Below are 25,099 nucleotides of genomic sequence, written 5' to 3' on the forward strand. Positions count from 1 at the left end.
AACGGTAGCGGATTGCATCATTTCATAGGCATAAAAACCTTGACGAACTCTTAATGTGCCGCTACCGTTTTAGGTAATCTGATTTATAATTTAAGATAAAGTAAATGGTTTATTAACCTTAAATAAAATATCAAAACAAATCTAAATGACGACCGACTATTTAAATCTGTCATTGGTAACTTGCTTCAGTATTTATTTAGTTCTGTTTAGCAACTGAATGTCCTGAAATATAAAGCCACAAAAAAAACCGGCAATTTTATAAAAAAAAGTACCGGTTTTAACTCGTTTTAAAACAATAGGGTTTATTCTTCTAAATAACCAAATCTACCTTGATTGTAATCTTCAATGGCCTGATGAATCTCGGCTTCAGTATTCATTAAAAATGGACCATATTGTGCAATCGGTTCATCGATTGGTTCTCCGCTCAACACTAAAATCACACTATTTTCTAAGGCTTCAATTTTAATCGCTGTGCCTTTGTTGCTGAAATAGATAAAATGATCTGCAACTGCGGTTTCTGATTCATTTATATTAATTGAACCTTCAATCACCATCAATCCGGTGTTAAAATGTTCAGGAAAGTTAAAAGTGGCCTGGCCCCCCTTATTAAGCCGGGCATTATAGAGCTCTATCGGGCTAAACGTCTTGGCATTACCTTTTATGCCTTCATAATTGCCTGCTATAATTTCGATTTTTCCTCCGTTTTCAGGGATATCAAAACGGGCCATATCCGCTTGTTGCATAGCTTGATAGGCTGGTTTACCCATTTTATATTTGGCAGGTAAATTAACCCATAACTGTACCATTTGAAAAGGGCCTCCAGCTAAACTGTAGTTCGCTTCATGATACTCTTTATGCAGTATCCCACTTGCTGCCGTCATCCATTGTACATCACCCGGGTAAATCACTCCACTGTTTCCAGAGCTATCGTGATGTGCAACCGCACCATGATAGGCAATTGTTACCGTTTCAAAACCACGATGTGGATGGATGCCAACACCCCGTGGTTCTTTCCTTGCAGAAAATTCAATCTTTGAGCCATAATCCATCAGGAAAAAAGGACTCATATTAATTGGATAACCGCTTGGAAAAAAATTATGTACCCTAAACCCGTCGCCAACCATATGTGGCGCCGGAGCTTTAAGTACTTTTTCTATTTGTTTTGTTTCCATTACCTTCAAAATTTAAGGCATGGTGCATAGCGCAAGGAGCATTAACTGCCCCATGCACTTTGCTCTATGCTAGATTATGCTTGTTTCACAAACTGTAATTCGCCTAAAATGCGGACTTCTTCACTTACCATTACACCGCCAGTTTCTAGTGCCGCATTCCAGTTTAAACCGAAATCAGAACGGTTAATTTTTCCACTTAAGGTAAAACCAGCTTTAGTATTGCCCCATGGATCAGTAGCAATGCCACCAAATTCTGCGGTTAATTTTACTGGTTTAGTTTCGCCCTTAATAGTTAAATCACCTTTAACGATATAATCGCTACCATCTTTTTCTACTGAATTAGATTTAAATTCGATGTGAGCAAATTTTTCAGCATCGAAAAAATCGCCACTTTTTAAATGGTTGTCGCGGTCAGTATTTCCGGTATCGAGAGAAGCGATATCACCTTTGAAAGAAATCTCTGCATTTTCGAACTCATCACCTTCAGACAATAATTCTGCTGAAAAAGATTTTAAACTACCGGTTACAGTAGTAATCATTAAGTGTTTTACTTTAAATTGTAATTCGCTGTGGGTTGGATCTAATGTCCATTTCTGTTGTGCCATATCTTTTGTTTTTTGAGCTTTTTTAAATTAACAACACAAAAGTACAGCGCAGGTTTTTACTACCTATTGATGTATGGTAAGTAATTGGAAATGATTGAATGATAGATGGATTGGATGAGAGAATATTAAAATATTAGCGGTTGAAAAGTTGAAATGTTAGATTGAAGCATTCACTCATTCAAGATTCACTTATTCAATTAAGGTCTGAAGTGTTTGTTCGCCAGTTCTTTCCTTACGCGGCTTAACGATTCGGGCGTAATGCCAAGATAAGAAGCAATCATCCACTGTGGCACGCGAAGGGTGAGGTTAGGGTAAAGTTTAATAAAATCAAGATATCTTTCTTCCGCAGTTGCACTTAATAACATGTTAATTCTTTTCTGCATGAAGCGAATCGAATTGTTGAGCAGTTTAATTTGCATGGGCTGTAAACATGGTACTTTCCTGGCTGCTTCTTCCATAAAATTGTTAGGCATTAATACAGCTTCAGTTGCTTCTATCGCATCGATAAAGAATATTGAAGGCTCATTATTCATGTTATTACGGTCAGAAACCAACCAGTTTTCGGGGGCGAACTGAAGGATGTGTTCTTTGCCTTTTGCATCAATTGAATAGGCACGTAATAAACCTTTGCCTACAAAATACCCATGTTTAAAATTATCACCTGTATATTGAACAATTTCGTTTTTATCGAATTTTTTAATTTTTAAAACAGACGATATACTTTCGAACTGTTCATCAGTTATCTCTATTTTTTCCTGTAAGTATTTTTGAAACTGATGAATCATAAAAGGTGGAGTATTATTTTTTTATGGGCTTAATATCGGAAAAATCTACGCCACATTTACAATTGCCACCACATCCATCTTTTTTTACCTGTAAAGATTTAAAAACCAAACGGCCAACATATACCAGTGCTACCGCAAAAAGTAAAAAGACTAAAATCGTTTGAATATCCATAATACAAATATAAGTGGTTTTAAGAGGAAGGTGTTCAGTTTAATGTAAATATGTTGAGCACAAATCTTGTTTTACCACAGTGAAAAACGGAGCTTTACACAGAGGGCATAGCGCATGTGTTATTGGATCAGTTCATATATAAAAGGACTTTTAGTTTATTATAGAACTACGGAGTGTATGTCCTTGTCCCGCTGTGTCTTATCCTTAATGATCTCTGTAGTTAAGGAAACATAGTTTATTTCTCCATAAAACCTACTGTACCTCCAACCCAATCGAAATCGGCATTGTACCGTACGCCGATCATTTTACCACGGCTTAGCCGGGCAAGATTAATGCACAGTTGGGGTTCACCTCCGTCTGGCCATAAATACATCATCCTGATTTCGGCTTTTACACCACCATCGGGCGACTGTACTGCAGCTTCATAATTTACTTTCCGTTGTAAAATCCAGTTTTCAGGATCCTTTATATCGGTAATATCTTCTTCACTCACATCAATAATAACCCCCATTCCGGCGAAAGAAAATAAGGGTTTAAGCACATAGTTTTCTAAATCGGCGGGAAGTTTTTCTATCTCGTTTAAAAAACGTGTTTCAGGTACAAATTCACTTTTCAGAAAAGGCATGGTAAACTTACTGATCCGATAAAACCAGTTGGGATGTGTGACCCATTCCACGTCCAGTTCTTCACGCGGATCGAAACTGTTTTTAAAGATTTCGGTGTTATTAGCCACCTCATCAAAGATCAGGCGGTTATAAATTCTTTTAAGTTGAACCTTTCTACCATTTTCTTCGTAAAACAATTGGTTGCCTGCTTTTTTAATCTCTTCCAATGCCAAAATTTTAATACCCAGCATTTTTTTGGTTACAAAAAAATCAATGGCCGTTTTCTGATTTGGGGCATCCACATCCATCAAGGCCACTTCTTCAGGTTCATGTTGGCCGATAATAACTTCTTTAAGCAGCTTAATGTACGTTTCTTCGGTAAAGCTGTTCAAGAAATAATTCACCGAATCATCTATATCAAAACTGCTTTTAAAAGTTTTACCCAGATGATGTTGAAAGCCATATAAGGAAGGAAATCCCTGCATTTCGATTAACATCGGGCTAAGTTCTCCGGCTTGATTTCTACATATACCGAAATCGAAAGTTAAAAAGTGTGGCTGCCCGTTCTCATTAGGCACGTTCCAATCTGAAGGAATTGCTTTTTGGGTGAGTGCCTTAAAATTAGGTTGCTTAATCAGGTTTATAATTTCTTCTCCTGCTGCAACTAATTTTTCTTTTAAAGATTTGGGAACAAAAATAGGTGTTTCTGCAACACGAAAAGGGATCTCTGAATAACCGCTTTGCAGTTGATTAAGGAAGTTTTGGTACTTCTCTTCCGTAAATTGTTGGTTATATTTTTGGCGTTGAGCAGGTATCATAGGTTTTTGTATCTTATTTCTGTTGCCGAATACTTCATTACAAAAGAGTAATCGTCATTTCGACCGTAGTACCTGCCCTTACAGGTGGGGAGAAATCTATAGAAGGTATTTATACTTCTCCATTCCGCTGCGCTCCTGTCGAAATGACGGATATATGCGAGAAAGATTGCTTCACGCGTTCGCTCAATCCACTTCTTCAGTTCGCAATGACGACTGTTTTTTGCAAATTCCTAATTGCTTTTTGTAAGAAATTAGGTAAAATAACACTTTGTGTTAATACAATCCTTGCCGGATCATCTAAACTGTTAAGCATATCAAGGTACTTTTGTTCGCCATGCATGTCAACGATTGCTTTTTTCTTTTCTTCTTGAAGCAGGTACATTTTCATGCCAACCGGATCAGCTTCTGGGTGGAATTGCGTACCGATGATTTCGTCAGAAAAGCGGATCGACATCATGCAGCGTTCTAAATCTACATGTTTACGTTCTTTTTCAATGGCTAATAATTTTGCACCTTTTTTTTCAAAAGCAGCAAAATCTGGTTCTATAACCTGCCAGTCTCTGCTATCGACTGAAAAGAAGGGGTTCGTAATGCCATTAAAAATTTCGTCATTTTCTCCATCTTCAGTTAAGGTTATTGGGAAAATGCCAAAGGCATTCGAACGTCTTTCAGTTATATTACCCAGATCATATTTTCTACAAGCCAGTTGAAAGGAATGGCAGATCAGAAAAGCATACTTTTTTCTTTCTTTGTTTTGATGGTTAAAATCTTCTATCTGATCTAAAAGGTTAAAGAAATCATTTTCCCATTGTTCGCCTTTACTTTCAATTGGGCTGCCCGGGCCGCCGCTTGAAATATAAGCATCGTAATCAATGCCTGGTATTTCGCCTTTTTGCCTTAAATCAAAAATATCAAAACTTAAATCGATATGGTTTTCGTTTTTAAAACGGGATAAAATTTCCTGAATTCCCCGCATGCCCTGGTTAGGTGCGCCATTATTCATGTCAATAACAGCTACCTTTAAACTTCTTTTATCCATTTCTAAAATTACTTTGCGCCTATAAGTGTTTGATTAGTAATGTAATCTACCACCGCCTCAAAGTTACCAGTTTGTTGGTAAACGGCCAACTGCCGGTCTGCACCGGTACCATGTTCCAATATTTTATGCACGTAATTGATATCGTCGCGGCAACCCAAATCATCCACTACATCATCAACAAAATCCAATAACTCTAAAACCAGGTTACGGCAGTTTACTTCCATTTCTTTCCCAAAATCAATCAGGTTTCCATCAATTCCGTAACGTGCGGCGCGCCATTTGTTCTCGTTAATCAATGCTCTGGAATAACTGATAAACTCCATGTTCTGTAAACGCAATTTGTACAGTTTGGCACACAAAGATTGGAATAAGGCTGTCAGCGCCATGGTTTCATCAATCAGCATCGGACAATCACAAATGCGGAATTCTACGGTATCAAAAAATGGATGCACGCGGATATCCCACCAGATTTTTTTGGCGTTATCCATGCAATTGGTTTTGATGAGCAGTTTTACATAATTGTCATAATCTTCAATGCTGTTAAAAATATCTGGAATTCCCGTACGAGGAAATTTGTCGAAAATTTTGGTGCGGAAAGATTTGTAACCGGTATTGCGCGATTCCCAGAATGGAGAATTGGTTGATAAGGCAAAAACATGTGGTAAAAAATACCTTACCTGATTGGCGATGTGGATGGCCAGTTCGCGCGATTGAAAACCTACATGTACGTGCAGGCCAAAAATAAGATTAGAACGTGCGGCCTCCTGTAGCTCGTTTACAATTTCGTTATAACGCGGATGTTCGGTAATCAGCTGCTTCTCCCAGTGAGAAAACGGGTGTGTACCTGCAGCACCAATTCTTAAGCCCTGTTCTCCGGCCAGTTGAGAGACCGTATAACGCAATTGAGCAATTTCCTGACGGGCTTCGGTAGTCGTGCGGCAGATACCTGTACCCACCTCTACTACGGCCTGGTGCATTTCTGCCTTAACCTGGTCTTTGTGTATTTTTTGTGCGGCCTCTACAATTTTTTGATCGTGAGAAGTAAGTTCTCTGGTAACGGGATCAATTACCATGTATTCTTCTTCTATGCCCAGCGTAAACTCGTTCATCCTTTTATTGATTTAAAATTAAATCCCCATTATTTTTTTGCTGCAGCTTTTTTAGGTTTTGCAGGTGTTTTTTCTGTTGTTGCCGCTTTAGGTTTGTCGGTCGCATTAATTTTCTTCGGCGCGGCTGTTTTAGTAACTGTTGATCCAGCCTTAACGATTAAAGGTTTGCCCCCAACTGACGATTTAATGTATTCACCCCAGGTTAAATTATCTTGTCCGTCTTTTTGCGCGCGAGCTCTTTCTATGGCATAATTTGCAGTGGTTTCTACTACCCATTCAAAATTCTCCTGACCAACACTTTTAATGTCGGCATCAGGGGCAGGGTTACAGAAATCGATAGCAATAGGAACTCCATTACGCACAGCAAATTCAACCGTATTAAAATCGTATCCTAAATAATTGCATAGTCTTAAAGTGTACTCTTCTACTGTTTTAAGTAATTTTGGATCTGGAGCTTTACCTTCTGTTGCATAGCGTAAATGGTGTGGATTGCGTGGGTCGTACTGCATAATACGTACATGTTTGCCACCTATACAATAACACCTGAAATATTCTTCGAAAATAATTTCTTCCTGCAAAAGCATTACGAGCTGTTGGGTGCCGCTGTGTTTATCAAAAAAATCTTCTTTATCATGAAGTTTATAAACATCTCTCCAGCCCCCACCATCGTAAGGTTTCATATAGGCCGGAAAACCCACATACTCAAAAATAGCATCCCAATTTAATGGCATTTCGAGATTAGAAAATGATTCTGATGTTGTTCCTTTTGGGTGTTCTCTGGAAGGAATCAAGGCTGTTTTGGGAACGGGAACACCAATTTGCTCGGCCAGGGCATTGTTAAAAAACTTCTCGTCGGCACTCCACCAAAATGGATTATTGATTACGGCAGTTCCGGTAATGGCAGCGTTTTTTAAGGAGGCGCGGTAGAAGGGTACATCTTGCGAAATCCGGTCGATGATTACGGAATAACCTAATGGCACATTCTGAAATATTTTATCAATTTTCACAGCTTCGGCAGTAATGCCTTTTTCTGCTTTTTGGTTAATTCTTTCAATTACGGCTTCAGGAAAAGAGCGTTCCTGTCCAAATAAAATCCCTATTTTTTTCATAGTTTAATTGTCTTTCAAAGGTGATGAAGCGATCATGAGCCTTTTTGTTGGTTATGCTTGTTTGCTCATGATGGTTATATTGGTAATTTTGTTTAATTGTTAACTGGTTAATCGGCTAATTGTTTGATGCTTGTAACTAAATCAGCTAAAGACTTTGGACTCGAGACTAAGGACTAATCTATAACTGTGCAATATAATCCGGGAACATTTCTCTCCAGATTGGCCAATCATGATCTGCGTTTTGTCTGATATCCAGCCAGTGGTTGATGCCCTTCTTGTTTAAAATGTTTGATAAATTCTCGTTATCTGTCCTGCACATATCCCGGTCTGTGGTGCCTAGTACAATTTTCATATGATGCAGCTCAGGATTGCTGTTGTTCAACACGAAATCGACCGGGTTATTGAAGTAAACATCGTCGTTGTAAAAACCCTCTAGCTGACCTGAGATATCGAAAGCGCCACTCATACTGAACATATGGCTAACTAACCAGGGATGCCTGAAAGCGAAATTTGCAGCATGATAACCACCAAAACTGCAGCCGGCAGTAATAATTTTACTGTGTCCGGTTTCTTGTCTGGCCAGCGGGACCACCTCTTCTAATAAATACTTATCGTACCAGATGTGGTTTTTAACCCTGTCGGCTGGATGAATGCTTTTGTTGTACCAGCTTTGTTTGTCAACGCTATCTGGGCAATAAATTTTTATTTTTCCTTCATTGATAAATCCCTCAACAGAATCAATCAATTTGAAATCCTTATTCTCAAAATATCGACCCATACTTGTTGGGAACAGTAGGATAGGGATACCACCGTGACCAAAGATGAGCATGTCGATTTCGCCGCTTAAATTCGGGCTGTACCATTTCTTATGTTCTTCTTTAACCATAATACAAATTGAATGATTAAGGTATAAATTAAAATTTATAATAAGAATAGTATAAATGGTAAAAATGAATCAAATGAGGAGGATTTTGTAAAAATTAACCTATGATAATTAATAGTTTATGGAGATTTGTAACTTTGCACCCTAATTCTGAGGCGATAGCCATGTGATAGGGATCTTGATTATGAAGTACACCACAATTTTATCGGTAAAAGTTAATACCAGCAGCTTTACAATATCTTCAAATTATTTAAAGCGTGAGGTAGAGATAGATATTTATACACCTGAAGGCATTTTAGGAAATGAGAAAATAGAACTTCTTTTATTAAATGATGGGCAAGATGTGGCTAAAATGGATTTTAGCCGGATTTTGGAAGATGCCCACCATGCCAAAAGAAACCATAGGTTAATTGTTGTAGCCATTAAGGCTTCGGCAGACCGTTTAATGGAATACGGTGTTGCAGGTGCGCCCGATTTTAAAGGACGTGGGGCAAAAGCTAACCTATACACCGATTTTGTGATCAAAGAGCTTTTGCCTTTTGTTAAAAAGAAAATTGCAATGCCGATTACCGGCAAGGTGGGTTTTGCCGGATTTTCTCTCGGAGGTCTATCTGCTTTTGATATTGCCTGGAATAATCCTGCTACTTTTGATGTAGTTGGTGTTTTTTCAGGTGCATTTTGGTGGAGAAAAACAGATTTGAATGATGGCTATACCGATGCCGACCGCATTATGCATCAGCAATTGGAAAATACTTCTGGCAAGCCGGATATGAAATTCTGGTTGATGACCGGAACGGAAGATGAAAAGGCTGATCGCAATAAAAATTTGATTATCGATTCTATAGATGATACCATTGATGTGGTTAAGATCCTTCTGAATAAAGGTTATAAACGGCCTGATCATGTTTTTTACTATGAAAAAGTTGGTGGCAAACATGACGTGCCAACCTGGGAAGGTGTAATGCCTGCTTTTTTAAATTGGGCATTTGAGGTTTAGTTAGAGCTTCGTCAAATCCCAAGAGGTCGTCATTTCGAGCGGAGTGAAACGGGCATTCCACGCGTTTCAGTCAAGATGACGCGCGTTATAAAAAAAGTTATTTACTTATACTTCAAAAAAATACCGGTATCAAATATTGTCCACAAACAACTACGTTGTCCACAGCTTTTTAAAGCGGCATTAGCCCAGGTATTGCAGGTTTTCAAAATACTATAACTGCCCCTGGCTTCGTAAAAAGCATCGCCAATATCATAATGAATGTTTGATTTAACAGGGATTACATGTCCGCTCTCATCTCTTTGAAAACTGTTTAAAATATAATGCAACAGCTGCTGGTATTGTGTTTTGCTGACCATGACTTTTATACAGTTTGCATCTTCCCTTATATTTTTATAATACGTAGTGTGCATAGCCGATGTGCTCAGACCAGAGATTGCCCGAAGTCCGTTACTCAGTTTAAGGTCTGAAAATTCCGGGGTTTCCAGATAGAATTTTTTATCTCCCCAGCCCACCGCCAGGTATTGATAACTAGTGTCTGCTTCTAAAGTGTTCTGATAACGGATTTCTTTTGTCCAGTTTATTTCTTCGCTAAATGCTGGGACCACAATATCAGTGTGCACGCCATTCGTCATAATATATATGGCAACTTCTTTAGCATTTGTTGGGTTGGCATTGATTGTAATTCGCGAGCAGCAAAATGCAGTAAGGAAGTAAATTCCGATTAATGCAATAAAAACAATTAAAAATCTGCCTGTATACTTTAGAATTTTTTTGTTCATTCCATCTGTATTGTTTCCCTTAATACATCAACTGCAATTATGGTAACCCAATTTACAGAATAATGATGTTAATCGATTTTATTGATATTGATATCAAAAAACATGATTTTTTGCGTGTACAAGTTATCTCTACCTTGTCGTGAACCCATGGTTTTTGCCTGGATGCCTGCTGTGGCTATTTATTTTAATGATCCTGATGGACATGCACTGGAATTTATTGCCATTTTGGAAGGAGAGGCGAGACCAGAATTCGGCGTGATTTCTTATCAGTATTGGTTAAAGGTAAACTTATAATCGGCACTTATGAATGCTATATTAATGCCTTAATGGTTCTAATTAACTGGTGTAATTTTTGTAAAGTTTTAATAATTAATATTTTAAGTAATTTCTTTATCTTCAATCATAATGCTGCCACCTTCACAATGAATCAACACGGTACAATCATCCCGTCTATCTTTTACCAAAACTTTGGTATTGATTTTACAGAGGTTTTCTGCCAGTTCATCCTGAATTTCAGCCCACTCCTGGCTAAGGGTTTCCAGTTCCTGTTCTTTGCGTTCCCTTTCTATACAGGCAATAAGGTGTTCGTCGGCCTGTGGGGCGGTAATGTACTCTTCCTTTGATAAATCTGGTACTTCAGCCGCATCCATAGCCCTTTTTGCTGCTTCTACTTCAAGCGACTTTTCTTCATACTGATCAAATAATTCTTGTATTGATTTTTCCATTTACATAATACCCTCAAACTAATCATTTGTTTTGTTCATTTGAACTTGAAAGATTTTTTTAAACAGGCTTTGGTTTGTAAACCTGATGGAAACGGCAGCCCCGATTTTTTTATGAGGGCTAATTGTACAGCAGGGCCGATTAAACCGAAACGCTACTGCAATTGCTTTTCTAACTAAAAATGAGACCATTGCAACGTTATTAAAGCATTAAATAGTGAGCGATATAGTAGAAAATCCATTTCTAAACACTATCTTTGCGCCAAATTTGAGGCGCATTTTATGCAAAAGATTAGAAATATAGCTATTATAGCACACGTTGACCACGGTAAAACCACGTTGGTTGATAAGATTTTACACTCTTGTTCTATTTTTCGTGACAACGAACAAACAGGAGAGTTGATATTGGATAATAACGATTTAGAGCGTGAGCGTGGTATCACAATCGTATCTAAAAACGTATCAGTTCAATACAAAGATGTAAAAATTAACATTATCGATACACCTGGTCACGCGGATTTTGGCGGTGAAGTAGAGCGTGTTTTGAAAATGGCCGATGGGGTACTTTTACTTTGTGATGCTTTTGAAGGTGCAATGCCTCAAACGCGTTTCGTAACACAAAAAGCTTTGGCACTTGGTTTAAAACCAATTGTGGTAGTGAACAAAGTAGATAAAGAAAACTGTCGCCCTGAAGAGGTTTATGAGCAAATTTTCGAATTGTTCTTTAACCTTGAAGCTACTGAAGAGCAATTGGATTTTCCGGTTATTTACGGTTCATCTAAACAAGGATGGATGAGTACTGACTGGCAGAAACCAACTACTGATATTTTTGCTTTATTGGATGCTGTTGTGGCTAACATTCCACCAGCACCAATTAACGATGGTACTTTGCAGATGCAGATTACCTCTTTAGATTATTCATCTTTCGTAGGTCGTATCGCAATTGGCCGTGTTCACCGTGGTACCATTAAAGAAAACCAACCCGTTACTTTAATTAAACGCGATGGCAAAATTGTTAAAACAAGAGTTAAAGAACTTTATACTTTCGAAGGTTTAGGAAAAATCCGTACTCAAGAAGTAGGTTCTGGTGATATTTGTGCGGTTGTAGGTATTGATGGTTTTGATATTGGTGATACCATCGCTGATTTCGAGGCACCAGAGCAATTACCGGTAATTAGCATTGATGAGCCAACAATGAACATGTTGTTCACCATCAATAACTCGCCATTCTTCGGTAAAGAAGGTAAATTGGTTACTTCTCAACGGATCAAAGACCGTTTGATGAAGGAAATGGAGAAAAACTTAGCATTAAAAGTTGTTGAAACTCAGGGTGCAGATTCATGGTTGGTTTATGGCCGTGGTATTCTTCACTTATCTGTTTTGATCGAAACAATGCGTCGTGAAGGTTATGAATTGCAAGTTGGTCAGCCACAGGTAATTGTTAAGGAAATTGACGGTAAAAAACATGAGCCAATTGAAACTTTAATTGTAGATGTACCTGCTGAAGTTTCTGGTAAAGTAATCGAATTGGTAACCCAGCGTAAAGGTGAGTTATTGATTATGGAACCAAAAGGTGATTTACAACACTTAGAATTCGAAATCCCATCTCGTGGTATTATCGGTTTACGTAATAACGTTTTAACAGCTACTGCTGGTGAGGCAATTATGGCACACCGTTTCAAAGCTTATGAGCCTTGGAAAGGCACTATCCCTGGTCGTTTAAATGGCGTATTAATTTCGATGGATAAAGGTACTACTACTGCATATTCGATCGATAAATTACAGGATAGAGGCCGTTTCTTTGTAGATCCGGGAGTTGATATTTACGAAGGACAAATTTTAGGAGAGCATATCCGTGATAATGATTTAGTAATCAATATCGTAAAAGGTAAAGCTTTAACTAACATGCGTGCATCAGGTACTGATGATAATGCACGTATTGCACCGGCAATTAAATTTTCATTGGAAGAGGCTATGGAATACATCCAGGCTGATGAGTACATCGAAGTTACCCCGGTAAGCATGCGTTTACGTAAAATCTTCTTAACGGAGCAAGAACGTAAAGTTAAAGGAAAGCAATTCGCTTAAACCTTAAATCCCTGAAAAGGGAATAAAATATAGATCAAAAGCCTCGATATAAATCGGGGCTTTTTTGTGTAAAAACGGTTTTGGTGTTAAGCAGTTGGATAGTAAATGGAATTGCAATTAATTATTGCTTTCAATCAATAAGGCTATTTTCTGTCAGCTATTTTTCATAAAACCTGGGGGAATAAAAAGTTAACAATCGGATGGCAATCAGATTTCGGAGTACTTTTAATTTTGTGCTTTATCAAATAAACTAATTGTCCCTAATCGTGATTAATAAAGGATTATCTAAGGGGGGTATATTTTTATTGAATATGCTCTCTCAATTGCCACTATTTGTATTGTACAGGTTGGCAGATGCTTTTTATGTCATAATCTTTTATGTTTTCGGTTACCGAAGAAAAGTGGTTAAAGAAAACTTGCTCAACGCTTTTCCGGAAAAAGCCTCCGGTGAAATTGATACCATAGAAAAACGGTTCTACAAATTTTTGGCTTCACTTTTTATCGAAGTGATCAAAATGAAAAGCATTTCTCAAAAAGAATTAAACAAGCGGGTAAAATTTAAAAATACTGATCTTGTAGAAGCCTATCTAAAAAATAATGAAAGCGTGCTTTTCTGCTCATCACATTATGGTAATTATGAATGGGTGTGTATGGCTATTGGTTTAAACTTTTCGGGCGCACATTTTCCAATTTATAAACCTTTAAGCAGCGAAACTTTCGATAACTGGTTTCTAACGATGAGAAGCAAATTCGGCAATCATATGGTATCGATGCGTCAAACTTTAAGGGCCATACAGGCCAATAAACATCAGCCAACCATGTTTACCTTTGGCAGCGATCAGGCACCTTCAAAAGATGAATCGAATTATTGGACAACTTTTTTAAATCAGGAATCTTCTATACAGTTAGGGGTGGAAAAAATTGCGAGGAAAACCAACCGTCCGGTTTTTTATCTTAAAATCAATTATTTGAAAAGAGGATATTATGAAGTTGACTGTGTTCCGATCTGTTTAAATCCATCCGAAACAGCCGAGTTTGAAATTACCGAAATGCATACCCGTTTTTTAGAGGATATGATTAAAGAAGCACCTGCTTACTGGTTATGGAGCCATAGGAGGTGGAAATATAAACCAGAACCAAAGGTTTCAGCTATTGTTGAAAAAGATTATAATTTGATAGATGAACCGGCTTAACCAGATCATTACAGAATTATTAAATCTAACATTTTCGTGGCATAATTTTATAACCTGCTGTTTAAATTAGCATTTCAACTAATTCCGAATGTGATTATAACGTGGATTTCCCGTTTGGGAATATTTCTTTTAAGCGTATTATCCCTGCTTCCACTATCTATATTGTACATATTGGCTGATGGAACATATCTGTTACTGTATTTTGTATTTCGGTACCGTAGGAAAGTGGTGAGGGAGAATCTGTTAAATGCGCTTCCCGATAGGGCATTACAAGAGATTTTAGTTATCGAAAAGCGATTTTACCGTTATCTGGCCTCGCTGATTTTTGAAGTTGTTAAAATGAGTAGTATTTCCAAACAGGAAATCGAAAGACGTTTTGTTTTTAAAAACAAAGCGCGTGTGCAGGAATACTTAGACCAGGGTCAAAGTATATTATTCTGTTCAGCACATTATGGCAACTGGGAGTGGGGTACTTTGGGTTTAGGACTTAACTTCTCTGCAGATCATTACCCCATTTACAAACCCTTAAGCAATCCAACATTTGATCATTGGTTTAAAAAAGTACGAAGTAAATTTGGTAATAAATTAGTTGCCATGCGGCAAACTATGCGTGCGTTGCAGGTTAGTAAAGGTAAGCCAAGCATGTTTAGTTTCGGTAATGACCAGGCACCCGCTAAAGACGAATCGCATTATTGGACTAATTTTATGCACCAGCCCAGTTCTATACAGTTAGGGATTGAAAAAATAGCCAAGCGTACCAATCGGCCTATATTTTATCTCAAAGTGAAAGTGCTAAGACGCGGTTTTTATGAAGTGGATTGTGTGCCGCTTTGTTTAAAACCGGCTGAAACCGTTACGTATGAAATTACTGAAATGCATACCCGCTTCTTGGAAGAAATTATCAATGCACAGCCTGAATATTGGCTTTGGAGCCATAAACGATGGAAGTATAAACCTCAACATTAACTACTTGTTTGAAAGGGATAAGCGAAAGCAGGTATAATTTCTTAAATATTTTATATTTGCTATTACAACGCCTACCCATGAGAACCTTCAAAAAGATACTATTAATCCTGATTTATTCGTTTTTTTTATCGTTGCTGGCCTTATTCCTTTGGAAACCATATTTGTTGAATGTGTTAAAATACAGAACACCGAATGCCGAAACCTATAAAATTTTTCCACAGGAAGTTTCGAATAAGAGTGATTCGGTTTTTCATTTTATAAGATCAGTAAAACAACGAAACGACTTAGATACCTTACATGTATTAGATGAAAATAACCGATCCATTCCCTTAAAAGACTATTTAAAAAATGGACAAATAAATGTTTTTATCGTGATCAGGAATGATAGTGTTTTATATGAGCGATATAATAAGGGTTATAGTGATAGTACCTTGACCAGTATATTTTCGGGTGCTAAAACCATGATTTCTATTGTAGTTGGTCAGGCGTTGGCAGACCGTAGCATTAAAAGCTTAGATGATAAATTGACAAAGTATATTCCTGAATTAAAATCGAACCCTGCCTTTGCCCAAATTACTTTAAAAAACCTCCTGGATATGAAATCGGGACTTGAGTTTCAGGATGCGTTCGGCGGAGTAATAAAAGCATTTTTTTCTGATGAGGCTAAATATTATTATACCAATGATATGAAAGCGCAACTGATGAAAGTTAAACTGGTAAATAAGCCAGGAACGGTTTGGGTATACAAAAGCATTGATCCGATTTTATTGGGCTGGGTTTTAAAAAAAGCCGCCGGAAAATCTGTAGCTCAGTATTTCGAAGCGAATGTGTGGAAGCAGATAGGTACGGAATATCACGCCACCTGGGGCCTGGACCAAGTTAATGGCCTTACAAACACCGCAAGCCGTTTTCAGGTGACAGCCATTGATTTTGCAAAAATCGGCCGGTTATATTTAAATCAAGGTAAGTACAATGGAAAGCAAGTCGTTCCGGAAAGCTGGGTAAATCAATCCACCCATATCGGCACGGAAAAGCCTGCATCCGCAAAAGGCTGGCAAAAATCGGCACATCATTATCTCTGGTGGATCCCGCAAGAAGGAGATCATGGCGATTATGCGGCAGAAGGTATGCTTGGCCAAAGGTTATATGTTGATCCAAAAACAAATACCATCATTGTGCAGTTTGCCGATCACGGCGCAGGGAATTATCCTTACCGGAAAATCAGCAGGTATCTCGCTGGATTGCCGTTTAGTTATCCGAAGTCTTAACCGCAAAGAACGCTATGTTTACGCCAAGTGCGCTAAGAAATTTCACTTTGCATTCCTTTGCGTAAAACTTTGTGGCCTTTGCGGTAAAAAAAGATAGGAGCATGTTCTTTGTGGTTAAGTTTTTAAAACTGTACATTGCCTCTGCATGGAAAACAACGACGTAAAAATTTCGAAAAAGAAGCCGATTTTTCCGGTTACGCCTGCTTTGCAGAAATATTTGCGTACTTACCAGCGTGAAGCGAAATTGCCCATTGGTTATAACGATCTGATGCAGTTTAACGAGGCTTTTCCTTTAATGGATAAGTTTGGTAAAGATTCGCTTTGGGAGGGGCCAATATATGCCCAGGATTTAATAGAAAGATTGCATGATGGTTTAAAGGAAATTTATGCCAATCTTAAAGCCTCAGGTAACCTGCGTATCGTTGAGCATAAGTATATCGATAAAATAGAGTATTGTACCTTCGGCAATACCCATCCTTTCCGTATCCGAATTGTGAACCGTTTAAATGATGTATATGATTACTTCTATATTAAAAAGGCTGATGCTTCGCGTATTTATGGCCTCGAAATGGAGGAAATACTTTCTCCAAATCAGGTAAATTACCTGGTAGATGGCAATACCTTGGTAGAAGAACACATTGCCGGGATTCCGGGTGATGTTTTTACAAAAGGACAGTTGTATACACCCGAATTTAATCCTACCCGTATAGCAAAAGAGTTTGTAAAGTTTAATGAGCGTTGTTTGATTATGCTTTTGGGCGATATGCGTGCGTACAATTTTGTGGTTCAGATTACACCCGATTTTGATGATATTCAGTTTCGCATCCGGGCGATAGATTTTGATCAACAGTTTTATGAAGGCAATTTAAAGGTCTACCTACCTCAGTTTTTTAAAGAGAATTTGCCTTATGTAAAAATGAGTATGGAGCAATTGACAGAGAAAACTGTATTGCAATATCAGCAGGAAGAGCGCTCGTCTATTGTACACCGGGTGAGGAGTGAGCGTCATCGATTAACTGATCTCCGCGACGTTTCGAACAAAGAAGAACTCACCACGCCAGAAAATATCGCTTTGCTTAAACAGGGCATGAGTGATTATTTTAAAGATTCAAATTATCTGCGGTGCAAAACCATGACCGATATTATTGAACTGAATATTAAAAATATTATCAGGCAGGTTAAGCTTTAAGGGGTGTTGGATGTTATCATCCTACAATGAGAATAAATAAATTATCTGTCAGATGGTAACATCTGACGGCTTAAAAGAACAGGTTAAAATAAAAACGGCCGACAATTTGCCGACCGTTTTTGAGTGAATCTAGAAAGAGCGTCCAAAGTTTTTAGGCGTGTTGCCCTTCATGCACCCCTTCAGCAAATTCCTCTACAATTTTATCGTTAAAAGCTGGTAAATCTTCAGGAGTACGGCTCGTAACCAAACCTTGGTCTACTACCACTTCTTCATCAGACCAGATGGCTCCAGCATTAATTAAATCTTTTGAAATATTTTTTACTGAAGTTAATTTTCTGCCTTGTACTACATCTGCATTAATCAAAGTTTGCGGACCATGGCAAATGGCTGCAACTGGTTTCCCATCGGCAAAGAAAGATTTTACAAAAGCTAATGCATCCTCATTCACACGTAACTGATCCGGATTAATTACACCGCCTGGTAAAAGTAATCCGTTGTAATCCTCAGCATTTGCTTCTGAAATGGTTTTATCTACATCAACTTCTATCGACCAATGGTCTTGGTTCCAAGCTTTTATTTTTCCGCCTTTTGAGGAGATGATGTGAACGGTTGCGCCCTCTTCTTTTAACCTTTTAACTGGTTCGGTTAATTCTACTTCTTCAAATCCGCTTTCTGAAAGTACAGCAATGGTGCGGTTACTTAATTGTCCCATAATCTTTTAATTTTTAATAGGTGATATATTAAAAGACAGTTGGGAAAAATTATTGTTTTTAGAAATTTAAGATTAGGGAATGCCGTAACCTAGTCCACTCGTTATGCTGAACTTGTTTCAGCATCTTTTTTTAGTAATAATTATTGATTTTTAAAATGTATATATAATTAGTAATCAATTAGATGTGTTCAAAATAAGTTCAGCATGACGATCTCAAAAGAAGGGTTAGTCATTGGTTCTGCGGTGTTTAATAAAGTATAAGGCTAAATTGCCAGCGATAACAATATGATTGAAAATATTGGGGATCAAACCATAATATTTGGTGAAGATTTCAAATCTTTCTTTTAAGCTTTCGCGGTGTTTTTTCTTGCTCATGCCACCAACGAGGTATTTGGCTACATAACGGTGTACGTTTACGATATTTGAGGCTTTTTTTGCGGCTTTGATAATCCAGTCGATATCGGCACTGTACTTATATGTTAAATCGTAAGGGGTGATGATGCTACGGCGGATATAAATGGCCTGATGGCTAATGTTCATGCCATATTTAAAACTTGTCCAGTCGAACTCATCTGGCGCTTCGTGCCTTCTGCGGCCTAAATTTTCCCAGTTATCATTATACATTTCGGTTTCGCCGTAATAAATATCGGCACCTGGAGCAGTTGCAAATACATCTTCTACCGTATGGTTGTCATAAATCTCATCCCCAGAGTTCATAAATAAAATATAATCGCCTGTTGCCAATGCCAAACCTTTATTCATAGCATCATAAATACCTTTGTCGGGTTCTGATACAATTTTCGAAATTTGATTTTTATATTGTTCCACTATTTGCAGCGTCCCATCAGATGAGGCGCCATCAATTACGATATATTCAACGTTTTGATGAGTCTGATTTAAAACAGATTTTATCGTACGTTCAATATCGCGAACGTTATTGTACACAATGGTGATAACAGTTAATTTGGGCATGGTTAGTCCATTAATTTTTTAAAGGTTTCGGCATCGGGGATTAAACCTTTAAATGCTTTTGGTAATGTTGTGCTGGTTTTGTAGGTAGAAACACCCATCGCTTTATTGAAATCACGAAATGAAAACTCTACAATTTTGTTTTTCTTTTCTTTGCAAAGTATTATTCCTATTGAAGGTTGTTCGTGTGGCTGTTTAACATATTCATCAAGAGCGGATAGATAGAAATTCATTTTGCCCAGATACTCGGGTTTGAATTTTCCTGTTTTTAGTTCGAAAACCACCAAACATTGTAAACGGCGGTTAAAAAATAAAAGATCTATAAAGTATTCTTCATCTTCAACAATCAATCGGTACTGGTTACTAATAAAGGCAAAATCAGTCCCTAATGACATTAAAAACTTCTTAATGTTGTTTACGATTCCACTTTCTAAAACCCGTTCATCTTGCTCATCAGCGTCTTCCAGATTAATAAAATCCAGCAGGTATTCATCTTTAAAAGACTGCAACGCTTTGTCCCTTAATTCTTCATTAGAAATTGTTTTCGAAAAATTATTTTGTAAACTGCCAGAGTTGCTATACAACTTATTTTTGAGGTGATGTTTTAAAGTTGTTAAACTCCAAAATTCTGTAGCTGTTTTCTGAATATAATATATCTTTTCAGCTAGCGTTTCCGTAGCGAGAATGAGTTCAATATGATGCGAAAAACTTAACTTGAAAAAATAACGTCCTATTTGGTCCAACACTGTTGGACTAAATTCAATGTCCTCTACGTCAATAAGTTGTATTTGGTCCAACACTGTTGGACTAATTGTGATTTCGTCAGTATAGATGACAGATAGCTGCTCTGTTACTGACGGTTTAATATAAATATGTTCTTCCCAGGATTCAAAAAAAAATCTCATCCTTTTAATTCCTGTTGCTGAAAAGCCTCTTAAACCAGGTAATTCTGCCTGCAAATCCGAAGAAAGATTATCAATAACTTTTGCACCCCATTTTTCCTTTTTTATCTTTTCGGAAATGAATTTACCTACCGTAAAATATAGCAACAAAAGCTCTTTGTTTACAAAAGTAGCTGCTTTATACCTGCTTGATAAAATAGCCGATTTTAATGCTTTAATACTTTCGGTATAGTTTGCAATGTTTTCCATTTAACAGTTTCAGTCGGTATAAATTTAATAAAGATTGACCAAATTTTAATTAAAATATAGCATTATTTCGGCTGTAAATCAATTAAGGTTTCGTAAAGATGGATGTGTTCTGCAGCAATAACTTCTTCCGAAAAATCGGTTAAAATACTTAATCTTGCTGCTTTTTGGATTTCTTCTTTATTAGGGCGGTGATATAACCATTCAATACCGTTTGCTAAATCTTTCGCATTTTGATATTCGGCCAGGTAGCCGTTTTGCATATGCTTAACCATATCCGGGATCCCGCCAGTGGTAAAAGCAATAACAGGTGTGGCACATGATAAACTTTCCATCACCGTATTGGGCAGGTTGTCCTCTAACGAAGGCGTAATAAATGCATCAGCGGCAGAATAACACTTTGCTAAATGATCATCTTTATTAATGGTGCCCAGGAATGTGGTTTTGAAAGGAAATTCTGGCATTTCTGCATTCTCTTTATTGCCAAAAATAACCAATTCAATGTTATCATTTTGAATTCCACTCCTGCGCGAAAGGATTTCCAAAGCTTCAATTAAATAGGGGGTTCCTTTATGTTTGTCGTTTTTTGAGGGCATAAACCCGCTCATCAATACAAATTTATCTGGATGAATTTTCAGGACTTTCTTAGCTTCCGATTTAACATAAGGCTTAAAAATCTTTGTTTCGATCGTATTCGGAATAATGGTAGTTTTCCTTGTGCCCAACAAACTGCTAAATTTTATCGAAGCAGCCATCCATCGGCTTGGTGCTACAATATGGAAATTCAATTCCGTATAAGCTTTTTGTTTGCGCACCCAGGTTTTGTGCGAAATATCGTTTTTATCACTAATTTTCAGGATGGGGCAATTGCCACATTGCTGGTGAAAATGTTCACAGCCATAACGTACATGGCAGCCACCGGTAAAAGCATTGCTATCATGAAAAGTCCATACAATTGGTTTTTCCAGCTCATCTAGCTGCGCCAGGAACTTAGGATTGAGAAAACCATGGTTTACCCAATGTAAATGAATAATATCTGCATTTTTAACGTCAGGATGGTTGATAACCGACCGGCCGAACCATTGCAAACTGAAAGGTGTTTTTACTGATTTGCTTAACCACTTGGCGAAATATCTCTCTGACAAGATGTTATAGATGGCTTTAGCCTTCTGTAAAGGTGACTTGCTGAAAGTGTCTATTTCAGGGTTTTGACCAAATTTATAATAAACCAATACTTTTGAATCGATTCCACTAGCCTTTAAAGCATCGCTTAAGCGCAAACAGGCTCTCCCTGCTCCGCCATTCCCGTCATAGGTATTTAGATGTACTACTTTCAAATCAATCAAAAATACATTTTATTGTTTACGAATATAAAATCTGTTGCGTAATTTCATCCATAAATTTTATCGTTCTTAAGGTTAAGCTGTTTTTGTGAGAAAAAACTGCCTTTCCGGAGCCAAACTAACTTAATTATGATCAAGTCTTTAATAAAATCACTTGTGGCACTGGCTTTTTTATGGCCGGTACATTCATTTGCCCAAAATCAAACTTATTTTGCTGCATATCCAGCTTTAACGCCTGATGCACAAACAATAGTATTTAGCTACGATGGCGATATTTGGAAAGTTCCGGTAAAAGGTGGCGTAGCATCGCGCATTACGGCTATGCAAGGTGAAGAAATTAACCCTAAAATATCGCCTGACGGGAAGTGGATGGCTTTTTCATCTAACCAGTTTGGTAATTATGATATTTATGTAATGCCTTTAGCTGGTGGTGATATTAAACAGTTAACATTTAACGATGCCAGTGATGAAGTAGATAACTGGAGCTGGGATTCTAAAACTATTTATTTTACCTCGGGCCGTTATAATTCTTTTTCGAGTTATAAAGTAAATGTAAACGGAGGTACAGCGGTGCGTTTATTTAATAATTATTTTAATACCACGCACCATATTGCAGAATCGCCAACCGGAGAATTGTTTTTTAACGATACCTGGGAAAGTATGCGCTTTGCCAACCGTAAACATTATAAAGGGGCCTATAACCCTGATATCCAATCATACAATCCAAAAACAAAAAGCTATAAACGTTATACCGATTATATCGGGAAAGATTTCTGGACGAGTGTTGATCAAAAAGGCAATATCTTTTTTGTATCTGATGAAAGCAACGATGAATACAACCTTTATACTTTTATCAATGGTAAAAAAACTGGTTTAACCAATTTCGATACTTCTATTAAACGTCCGTTCGTTTCGGCCGATGGAACTACGGTTGTATTTGAGAAAGATTATCAATTGTACACTTATGACGTAGCTTCGAAGAAAACGGAGAAAATCAATATTAGTACCTCGCGCAATCAGGTATTAAGCAAAGAACAGGAGTATGATGTGCGTGGAAATATTTCTGCATTTGATGTTTCAACAGATGGGAAAAAAATGGCCTTTAGTTCGCGTGGTGAGGTGTTTGTGAGCGATGCAGATGGAAAGTTTATCCGGCAAATTACGAACAGTGGCGATCGTGCCCTGGAATGTAAATGGCTGGCTGATAATAAAACTATTCTGTTCAGTCAAACCACTAACGGTTACCAAAACTGGTTTACGATTACAGGTGATGGAAAGGGTACCGTAAAACAGCTTACAAAAGATAAAGCAAACGTCCGCGATATCACTTTGAACAAAAGTAAAACCATGGCCGTGTATTTAAGCGGCAGAAATGAGCTTAAACTGATGGACCTAAAAACTTTTGATGCCAAAACTTTGGTAACTGACGAATTTTGGGCGATACAGAACGCAACACCAAGTTTTTCGCCAAATGACGAATATGTACTGTTTACCGTTTATCGGAATTTTGAACAAGATATTATGGTGCATCACATCAAAAACAATAAAACCATTAACTTAACCAACACGGGCGTTAGCGAAACCAGTCCGGCGTGGTCTCCAGATGGCAAGTATATTTTTTTCACCAGTGCCCGTACCAAGCCGTCTTATCCGACAGGGATGCAAAATGCACACATTTACCGCATGGCTTTAAATAACTACGATGAGCCTTATCGTGCTGATAAATTCGATGATCTGTTTAAAGAAAGCAAGCCGGCACCAACGGATGTTAGGCCTGTACCCGAAAATAAAAATGATAAAAAGGCCAAAACCGATACAGCTAAGAAGAAAACTGAAGTTAAACCTACACCTAAGCCTGCCAGTGTCATTACTATTAATACTGAAGACCTACTGGATAGAATAGAATTGGTTGGTCCTTCGTTTGGCGGCCAGTACGGAACAGATGTTTATGCCAAGGGCGATAAAACTTATGTTTTTTATTCATCTAATCACGAAGGCGGTGCTCCGAGCCTGTATCGTACTACTATCGAACCCTTTGAAGCCAATAAAACGGAAAAAGTTGCCGATGGTGGCGATTACTCCATTATTTCGGCAGGGGATAAATTTTTCGTTTTATCGAAAGGTGCAATCAATAAGTATAGCTTAGAAGGTAATAAACTCGATCGGGTAGATCATGGTTATAAATTTACCAGAAACCTAAATGCCGAGTTTAACCAGATGTTTTATGAAACCTGGGTAGGTTTAGATGAAAATTTTTACGATGAAAAATTTCATGGCGTAGATTGGGATAAAATGAGAACACGTTATGCCGCATATTTGCCTTATGTAAATAACCGTAGTGACCTAAGGATTTTATTAAATGATATGTTGGGCGAATTGAATTCCTCTCATATGGGCTTTAATAGTGCAGGGGCAGAGGAACGCAAAAATCTGAATTACATTACCAATGAAACAGGAATCATCTTCGATAATGAAAATCCTTTAAAGGTAGAACGTATTGCCGCTAAAAGTAATGCTGCCCGTACTGGAAACAATATTTTAGCCGGCGATATCTTAACAGAAGTAAACGGGGTTAAAGTAGATGAGAAAATAGACCGCGATTATTATTTCAGTAAGCCATCATTAGATCGGGAAATGACATTAACCTTTAAACGCAATGGCAAGGATGTTTATGTTAATATACATCCCGAAAGTTCAGGTACATTGCGCGGGAATCTTTATGATGAATGGATTAGCCAAAACCACAAAAATGTAGACAAGTGGAGCAACAACCGCATTGCCTATTCTTACATGAAAAATATGGGTGGCAGCGAGTTGGAAACTTTTCTTTTGGACATGGTTGCACAAGAAGAAAACAAGGAGGCCATTATTCTGGATCTACGTTATAATACCGGTGGGAACGTACATGATGATGTGCTGAAATTCCTTTCACAGCGTCCTTACCTGAAATGGAAATACCGCGGAGGTAAAATGGCTCCACAAAGTAATTTTGGTCCGGCGGCGAAGCCTATCGTATTGCTCATTAACGAGCAATCTTTAAGTGATGCTGAAATGACAGCTGCAGGTTTTAAGCAATTAAAACTGGGTAAGATTATAGGCACAGAAACCTACCGTTGGATTATTTTTACGTCGGCTAAAAGTTTGGTAGATGGTTCTTCTTACCGTTTACCATCGTGGGGTTGTTATACTATGGATGGTAAGAACATTGAAAAGGAAGGTGTTAAACCAGATATCTTCGTTAAAAATACTTTTGAAGACCGCCTGGCAAATAAAGATCCTCAACTCGAAAAAGCAGTAGCGGAGATTTTGAAAGACCTAAAATAGGGTTAGTCTTAAAAGATTGTTTTATTGTCGGATTGTTATATTGCTGGCAACCGACAATAAAATATTTAAGCTGGGTTGAATTAGCAATAAAGCAATCTAACAAT

23 protein-coding genes are annotated in these 25,099 nt (G+C 37.7%); 8 read left to right on the forward strand and 15 right to left on the reverse strand.

Going from position 1 to position 25,099, the window contains the following annotated elements:
- Nucleotides 1-302: 302 nt before the first annotated feature.
- The 9 genes from BLR60_RS21310 to BLR60_RS21350 all read right to left on the reverse strand — a co-directional run bounded on the left by BLR60_RS21310 (nt 303) and on the right by BLR60_RS21350 (nt 8,300).
- Nucleotides 303-1,172: a pirin family protein gene (locus BLR60_RS21310; protein WP_090502673.1), complete on the reverse strand. Its 870-nt coding sequence runs from the start codon at nt 1,170-1,172 to the stop codon at nt 303-305.
- A gap of 74 nt (nt 1,173-1,246) precedes the next feature.
- Entirely contained in the window at nt 1,247-1,777 is a 531-nt protein-coding gene (locus tag BLR60_RS21315) for a YceI family protein (RefSeq protein WP_090502671.1), read from the reverse strand.
- 197 nt (nt 1,778-1,974) lie between these two features.
- Nucleotides 1,975-2,562, reverse strand: a complete 588-nt coding sequence (locus BLR60_RS21320; RefSeq protein WP_090502669.1) for a Crp/Fnr family transcriptional regulator — start codon at nt 2,560-2,562, stop codon at nt 1,975-1,977.
- A gap of 13 nt (nt 2,563-2,575) precedes the next feature.
- Nucleotides 2,576-2,734, reverse strand: a complete 159-nt coding sequence (locus BLR60_RS21325; protein WP_084153161.1) for a FeoB-associated Cys-rich membrane protein — start codon at nt 2,732-2,734, stop codon at nt 2,576-2,578.
- A gap of 235 nt (nt 2,735-2,969) precedes the next feature.
- Entirely contained in the window at nt 2,970-4,157 is a 1,188-nt protein-coding gene (locus tag BLR60_RS21330; protein WP_090502667.1) for an ATP-grasp domain-containing protein, read from the reverse strand.
- 196 nt (nt 4,158-4,353) lie between these two features.
- Nucleotides 4,354-5,196: a type 1 glutamine amidotransferase gene (locus BLR60_RS21335; protein ID WP_090502665.1), complete on the reverse strand. Its 843-nt coding sequence runs from the start codon at nt 5,194-5,196 to the stop codon at nt 4,354-4,356.
- An 8-nt stretch (nt 5,197-5,204) separates the two neighbouring features.
- The gene (locus BLR60_RS21340; RefSeq protein WP_090502663.1) at nt 5,205-6,305 is read right to left on the reverse strand and encodes a carboxylate-amine ligase; all 1,101 of its coding nucleotides are present in this window, start codon (nt 6,303-6,305) and stop codon (nt 5,205-5,207) included.
- Nucleotides 6,306-6,334: 29 nt separating this feature from the next.
- Nucleotides 6,335-7,414, reverse strand: coding sequence for an ATP-grasp domain-containing protein (locus tag BLR60_RS21345; RefSeq protein WP_090502661.1), 1,080 nt, complete (start codon nt 7,412-7,414; stop codon nt 6,335-6,337).
- Nucleotides 7,415-7,592: 178 nt separating this feature from the next.
- Nucleotides 7,593-8,300, reverse strand: coding sequence for an esterase family protein (locus BLR60_RS21350; protein ID WP_090502659.1), 708 nt, complete (start codon nt 8,298-8,300; stop codon nt 7,593-7,595).
- A 181-nt stretch (nt 8,301-8,481) separates the two neighbouring features.
- On the opposite strand from BLR60_RS21350, the gene BLR60_RS21355 reads away from it, so the two are divergent.
- Nucleotides 8,482-9,294, forward strand: a complete 813-nt coding sequence (locus BLR60_RS21355) for an alpha/beta hydrolase (protein ID WP_090502657.1) — start codon at nt 8,482-8,484, stop codon at nt 9,292-9,294.
- A 101-nt stretch (nt 9,295-9,395) separates the two neighbouring features.
- Here BLR60_RS21355 and BLR60_RS21360 read toward each other — a convergent pair whose 3' ends face one another.
- Nucleotides 9,396-10,073, reverse strand: a complete 678-nt coding sequence (locus BLR60_RS21360) for a TIGR02117 family protein (RefSeq protein ID WP_090502655.1) — start codon at nt 10,071-10,073, stop codon at nt 9,396-9,398.
- Between the two features lie 114 nt (nt 10,074-10,187).
- On the opposite strand from BLR60_RS21360, the gene BLR60_RS21365 reads away from it, so the two are divergent.
- Nucleotides 10,188-10,367 carry a hypothetical protein gene (locus BLR60_RS21365; RefSeq protein ID WP_244155702.1) on the forward strand — a complete coding sequence of 60 codons (180 nt, stop codon included), beginning with the start codon at nt 10,188-10,190 and terminating at the stop codon, nt 10,365-10,367.
- Between the two features lie 83 nt (nt 10,368-10,450).
- Here the strand turns inward: BLR60_RS21365 and BLR60_RS21370 are convergent, their stop codons facing one another.
- A complete protein-coding gene (locus BLR60_RS21370) occupies nt 10,451-10,798 on the reverse strand; it encodes a hypothetical protein (protein WP_090502653.1) in 348 nt (115 codons plus the stop codon).
- Between the two features lie 279 nt (nt 10,799-11,077).
- Here BLR60_RS21370 and typA point away from each other — a divergent pair, with 279 nt between their 5' ends.
- The 5 genes from typA (at nt 11,078) to BLR60_RS21395 (ending at nt 17,499) form a co-directional block, all read left to right on the forward strand.
- Nucleotides 11,078-12,883 (forward strand): translational GTPase TypA, encoded by a 1,806-nt coding sequence (gene typA, locus BLR60_RS21375; RefSeq protein ID WP_090502651.1) that lies wholly within the window; start codon nt 11,078-11,080, stop codon nt 12,881-12,883.
- 266 nt (nt 12,884-13,149) lie between these two features.
- Entirely contained in the window at nt 13,150-14,076 is a 927-nt protein-coding gene (locus BLR60_RS21380) for a lysophospholipid acyltransferase family protein (RefSeq protein WP_090502649.1), read from the forward strand.
- A 90-nt stretch (nt 14,077-14,166) separates the two neighbouring features.
- Nucleotides 14,167-15,042: a lysophospholipid acyltransferase family protein gene (locus tag BLR60_RS21385; RefSeq protein ID WP_090502647.1), complete on the forward strand. Its 876-nt coding sequence runs from the start codon at nt 14,167-14,169 to the stop codon at nt 15,040-15,042.
- A gap of 77 nt (nt 15,043-15,119) precedes the next feature.
- Nucleotides 15,120-16,310: a serine hydrolase domain-containing protein gene (locus BLR60_RS21390; protein ID WP_090502645.1), complete on the forward strand. Its 1,191-nt coding sequence runs from the start codon at nt 15,120-15,122 to the stop codon at nt 16,308-16,310.
- Between the two features lie 145 nt (nt 16,311-16,455).
- Entirely contained in the window at nt 16,456-17,499 is a 1,044-nt protein-coding gene (locus tag BLR60_RS21395; protein ID WP_090502643.1) for a hypothetical protein, read from the forward strand.
- A 151-nt stretch (nt 17,500-17,650) separates the two neighbouring features.
- Here the strand turns inward: BLR60_RS21395 and BLR60_RS21400 are convergent, their stop codons facing one another.
- The 4 genes from BLR60_RS21400 to BLR60_RS21415 all read right to left on the reverse strand — a co-directional run bounded on the left by BLR60_RS21400 (nt 17,651) and on the right by BLR60_RS21415 (nt 21,674).
- A complete protein-coding gene (locus BLR60_RS21400) occupies nt 17,651-18,211 on the reverse strand; it encodes a type 1 glutamine amidotransferase domain-containing protein (protein WP_090502641.1) in 561 nt (186 codons plus the stop codon).
- Between the two features lie 225 nt (nt 18,212-18,436).
- Complete coding sequence (locus BLR60_RS21405) at nt 18,437-19,183, reverse strand: glycosyltransferase family 2 protein (protein WP_090502640.1); 747 nt, start codon at nt 19,181-19,183, stop codon at nt 18,437-18,439.
- A 2-nt stretch (nt 19,184-19,185) separates the two neighbouring features.
- Entirely contained in the window at nt 19,186-20,331 is a 1,146-nt protein-coding gene (locus tag BLR60_RS21410) for a PDDEXK nuclease domain-containing protein (protein ID WP_090502638.1), read from the reverse strand.
- Nucleotides 20,332-20,393: 62 nt separating this feature from the next.
- On the reverse strand, nt 20,394-21,674 hold the full coding sequence (locus tag BLR60_RS21415; RefSeq protein ID WP_090502636.1) for a glycosyltransferase: 1,281 nt from the start codon (nt 21,672-21,674) through the stop codon (nt 20,394-20,396).
- Nucleotides 21,675-21,800: 126 nt separating this feature from the next.
- Between BLR60_RS21415 and BLR60_RS21420 the strand changes: the two genes are divergently transcribed.
- The gene (locus BLR60_RS21420) at nt 21,801-24,995 is read left to right on the forward strand and encodes a S41 family peptidase (protein WP_090502634.1); all 3,195 of its coding nucleotides are present in this window, start codon (nt 21,801-21,803) and stop codon (nt 24,993-24,995) included.
- Nucleotides 24,996-25,099 lie beyond the last annotated feature (104 nt).

It is taken from the genome of Pedobacter terrae (assembly GCF_900100705.1).
In the GTDB taxonomy this organism is placed as follows: Bacteria; Bacteroidota; Bacteroidia; order Sphingobacteriales; family Sphingobacteriaceae; genus Pedobacter; species Pedobacter terrae.

Coding starts and splice junctions, on each gene's coding strand:
- BLR60_RS21420 (WP_090502634.1), top strand. CDS start 21,801: ATGATCAAGTCTTTAATAAAATCACTTGTGGCACTGGCTTTTTTATGG.
- BLR60_RS21340 (WP_090502663.1), bottom strand. CDS start 6,305: ATGAACGAGTTTACGCTGGGCATAGAAGAAGAATACATGGTAATTGAT.
- BLR60_RS21335 (WP_090502665.1), bottom strand. CDS start 5,196: ATGGATAAAAGAAGTTTAAAGGTAGCTGTTATTGACATGAATAATGGC.
- BLR60_RS21310 (WP_090502673.1), bottom strand. CDS start 1,172: ATGGAAACAAAACAAATAGAAAAAGTACTTAAAGCTCCGGCGCCACAT.
- BLR60_RS21345 (WP_090502661.1), bottom strand. CDS start 7,414: ATGAAAAAAATAGGGATTTTATTTGGACAGGAACGCTCTTTTCCTGAA.
- BLR60_RS21370 (WP_090502653.1), bottom strand. CDS start 10,798: ATGGAAAAATCAATACAAGAATTATTTGATCAGTATGAAGAAAAGTCG.
- BLR60_RS21360 (WP_090502655.1), bottom strand. CDS start 10,073: ATGAACAAAAAAATTCTAAAGTATACAGGCAGATTTTTAATTGTTTTT.
- BLR60_RS21390 (WP_090502645.1), top strand. CDS start 15,120: ATGAGAACCTTCAAAAAGATACTATTAATCCTGATTTATTCGTTTTTT.
- BLR60_RS21325 (WP_084153161.1), bottom strand. CDS start 2,734: ATGGATATTCAAACGATTTTAGTCTTTTTACTTTTTGCGGTAGCACTG.
- BLR60_RS21395 (WP_090502643.1), top strand. CDS start 16,456: ATGGAAAACAACGACGTAAAAATTTCGAAAAAGAAGCCGATTTTTCCG.
- BLR60_RS21400 (WP_090502641.1), bottom strand. CDS start 18,211: ATGGGACAATTAAGTAACCGCACCATTGCTGTACTTTCAGAAAGCGGA.
- BLR60_RS21330 (WP_090502667.1), bottom strand. CDS start 4,157: ATGATACCTGCTCAACGCCAAAAATATAACCAACAATTTACGGAAGAG.
- BLR60_RS21320 (WP_090502669.1), bottom strand. CDS start 2,562: ATGATTCATCAGTTTCAAAAATACTTACAGGAAAAAATAGAGATAACT.
- BLR60_RS21355 (WP_090502657.1), top strand. CDS start 8,482: ATGAAGTACACCACAATTTTATCGGTAAAAGTTAATACCAGCAGCTTT.
- typA (WP_090502651.1), top strand. CDS start 11,078: ATGCAAAAGATTAGAAATATAGCTATTATAGCACACGTTGACCACGGT.
- BLR60_RS21315 (WP_090502671.1), bottom strand. CDS start 1,777: ATGGCACAACAGAAATGGACATTAGATCCAACCCACAGCGAATTACAA.
- BLR60_RS21410 (WP_090502638.1), bottom strand. CDS start 20,331: ATGGAAAACATTGCAAACTATACCGAAAGTATTAAAGCATTAAAATCG.
- BLR60_RS21405 (WP_090502640.1), bottom strand. CDS start 19,183: ATGCCCAAATTAACTGTTATCACCATTGTGTACAATAACGTTCGCGAT.
- BLR60_RS21350 (WP_090502659.1), bottom strand. CDS start 8,300: ATGGTTAAAGAAGAACATAAGAAATGGTACAGCCCGAATTTAAGCGGC.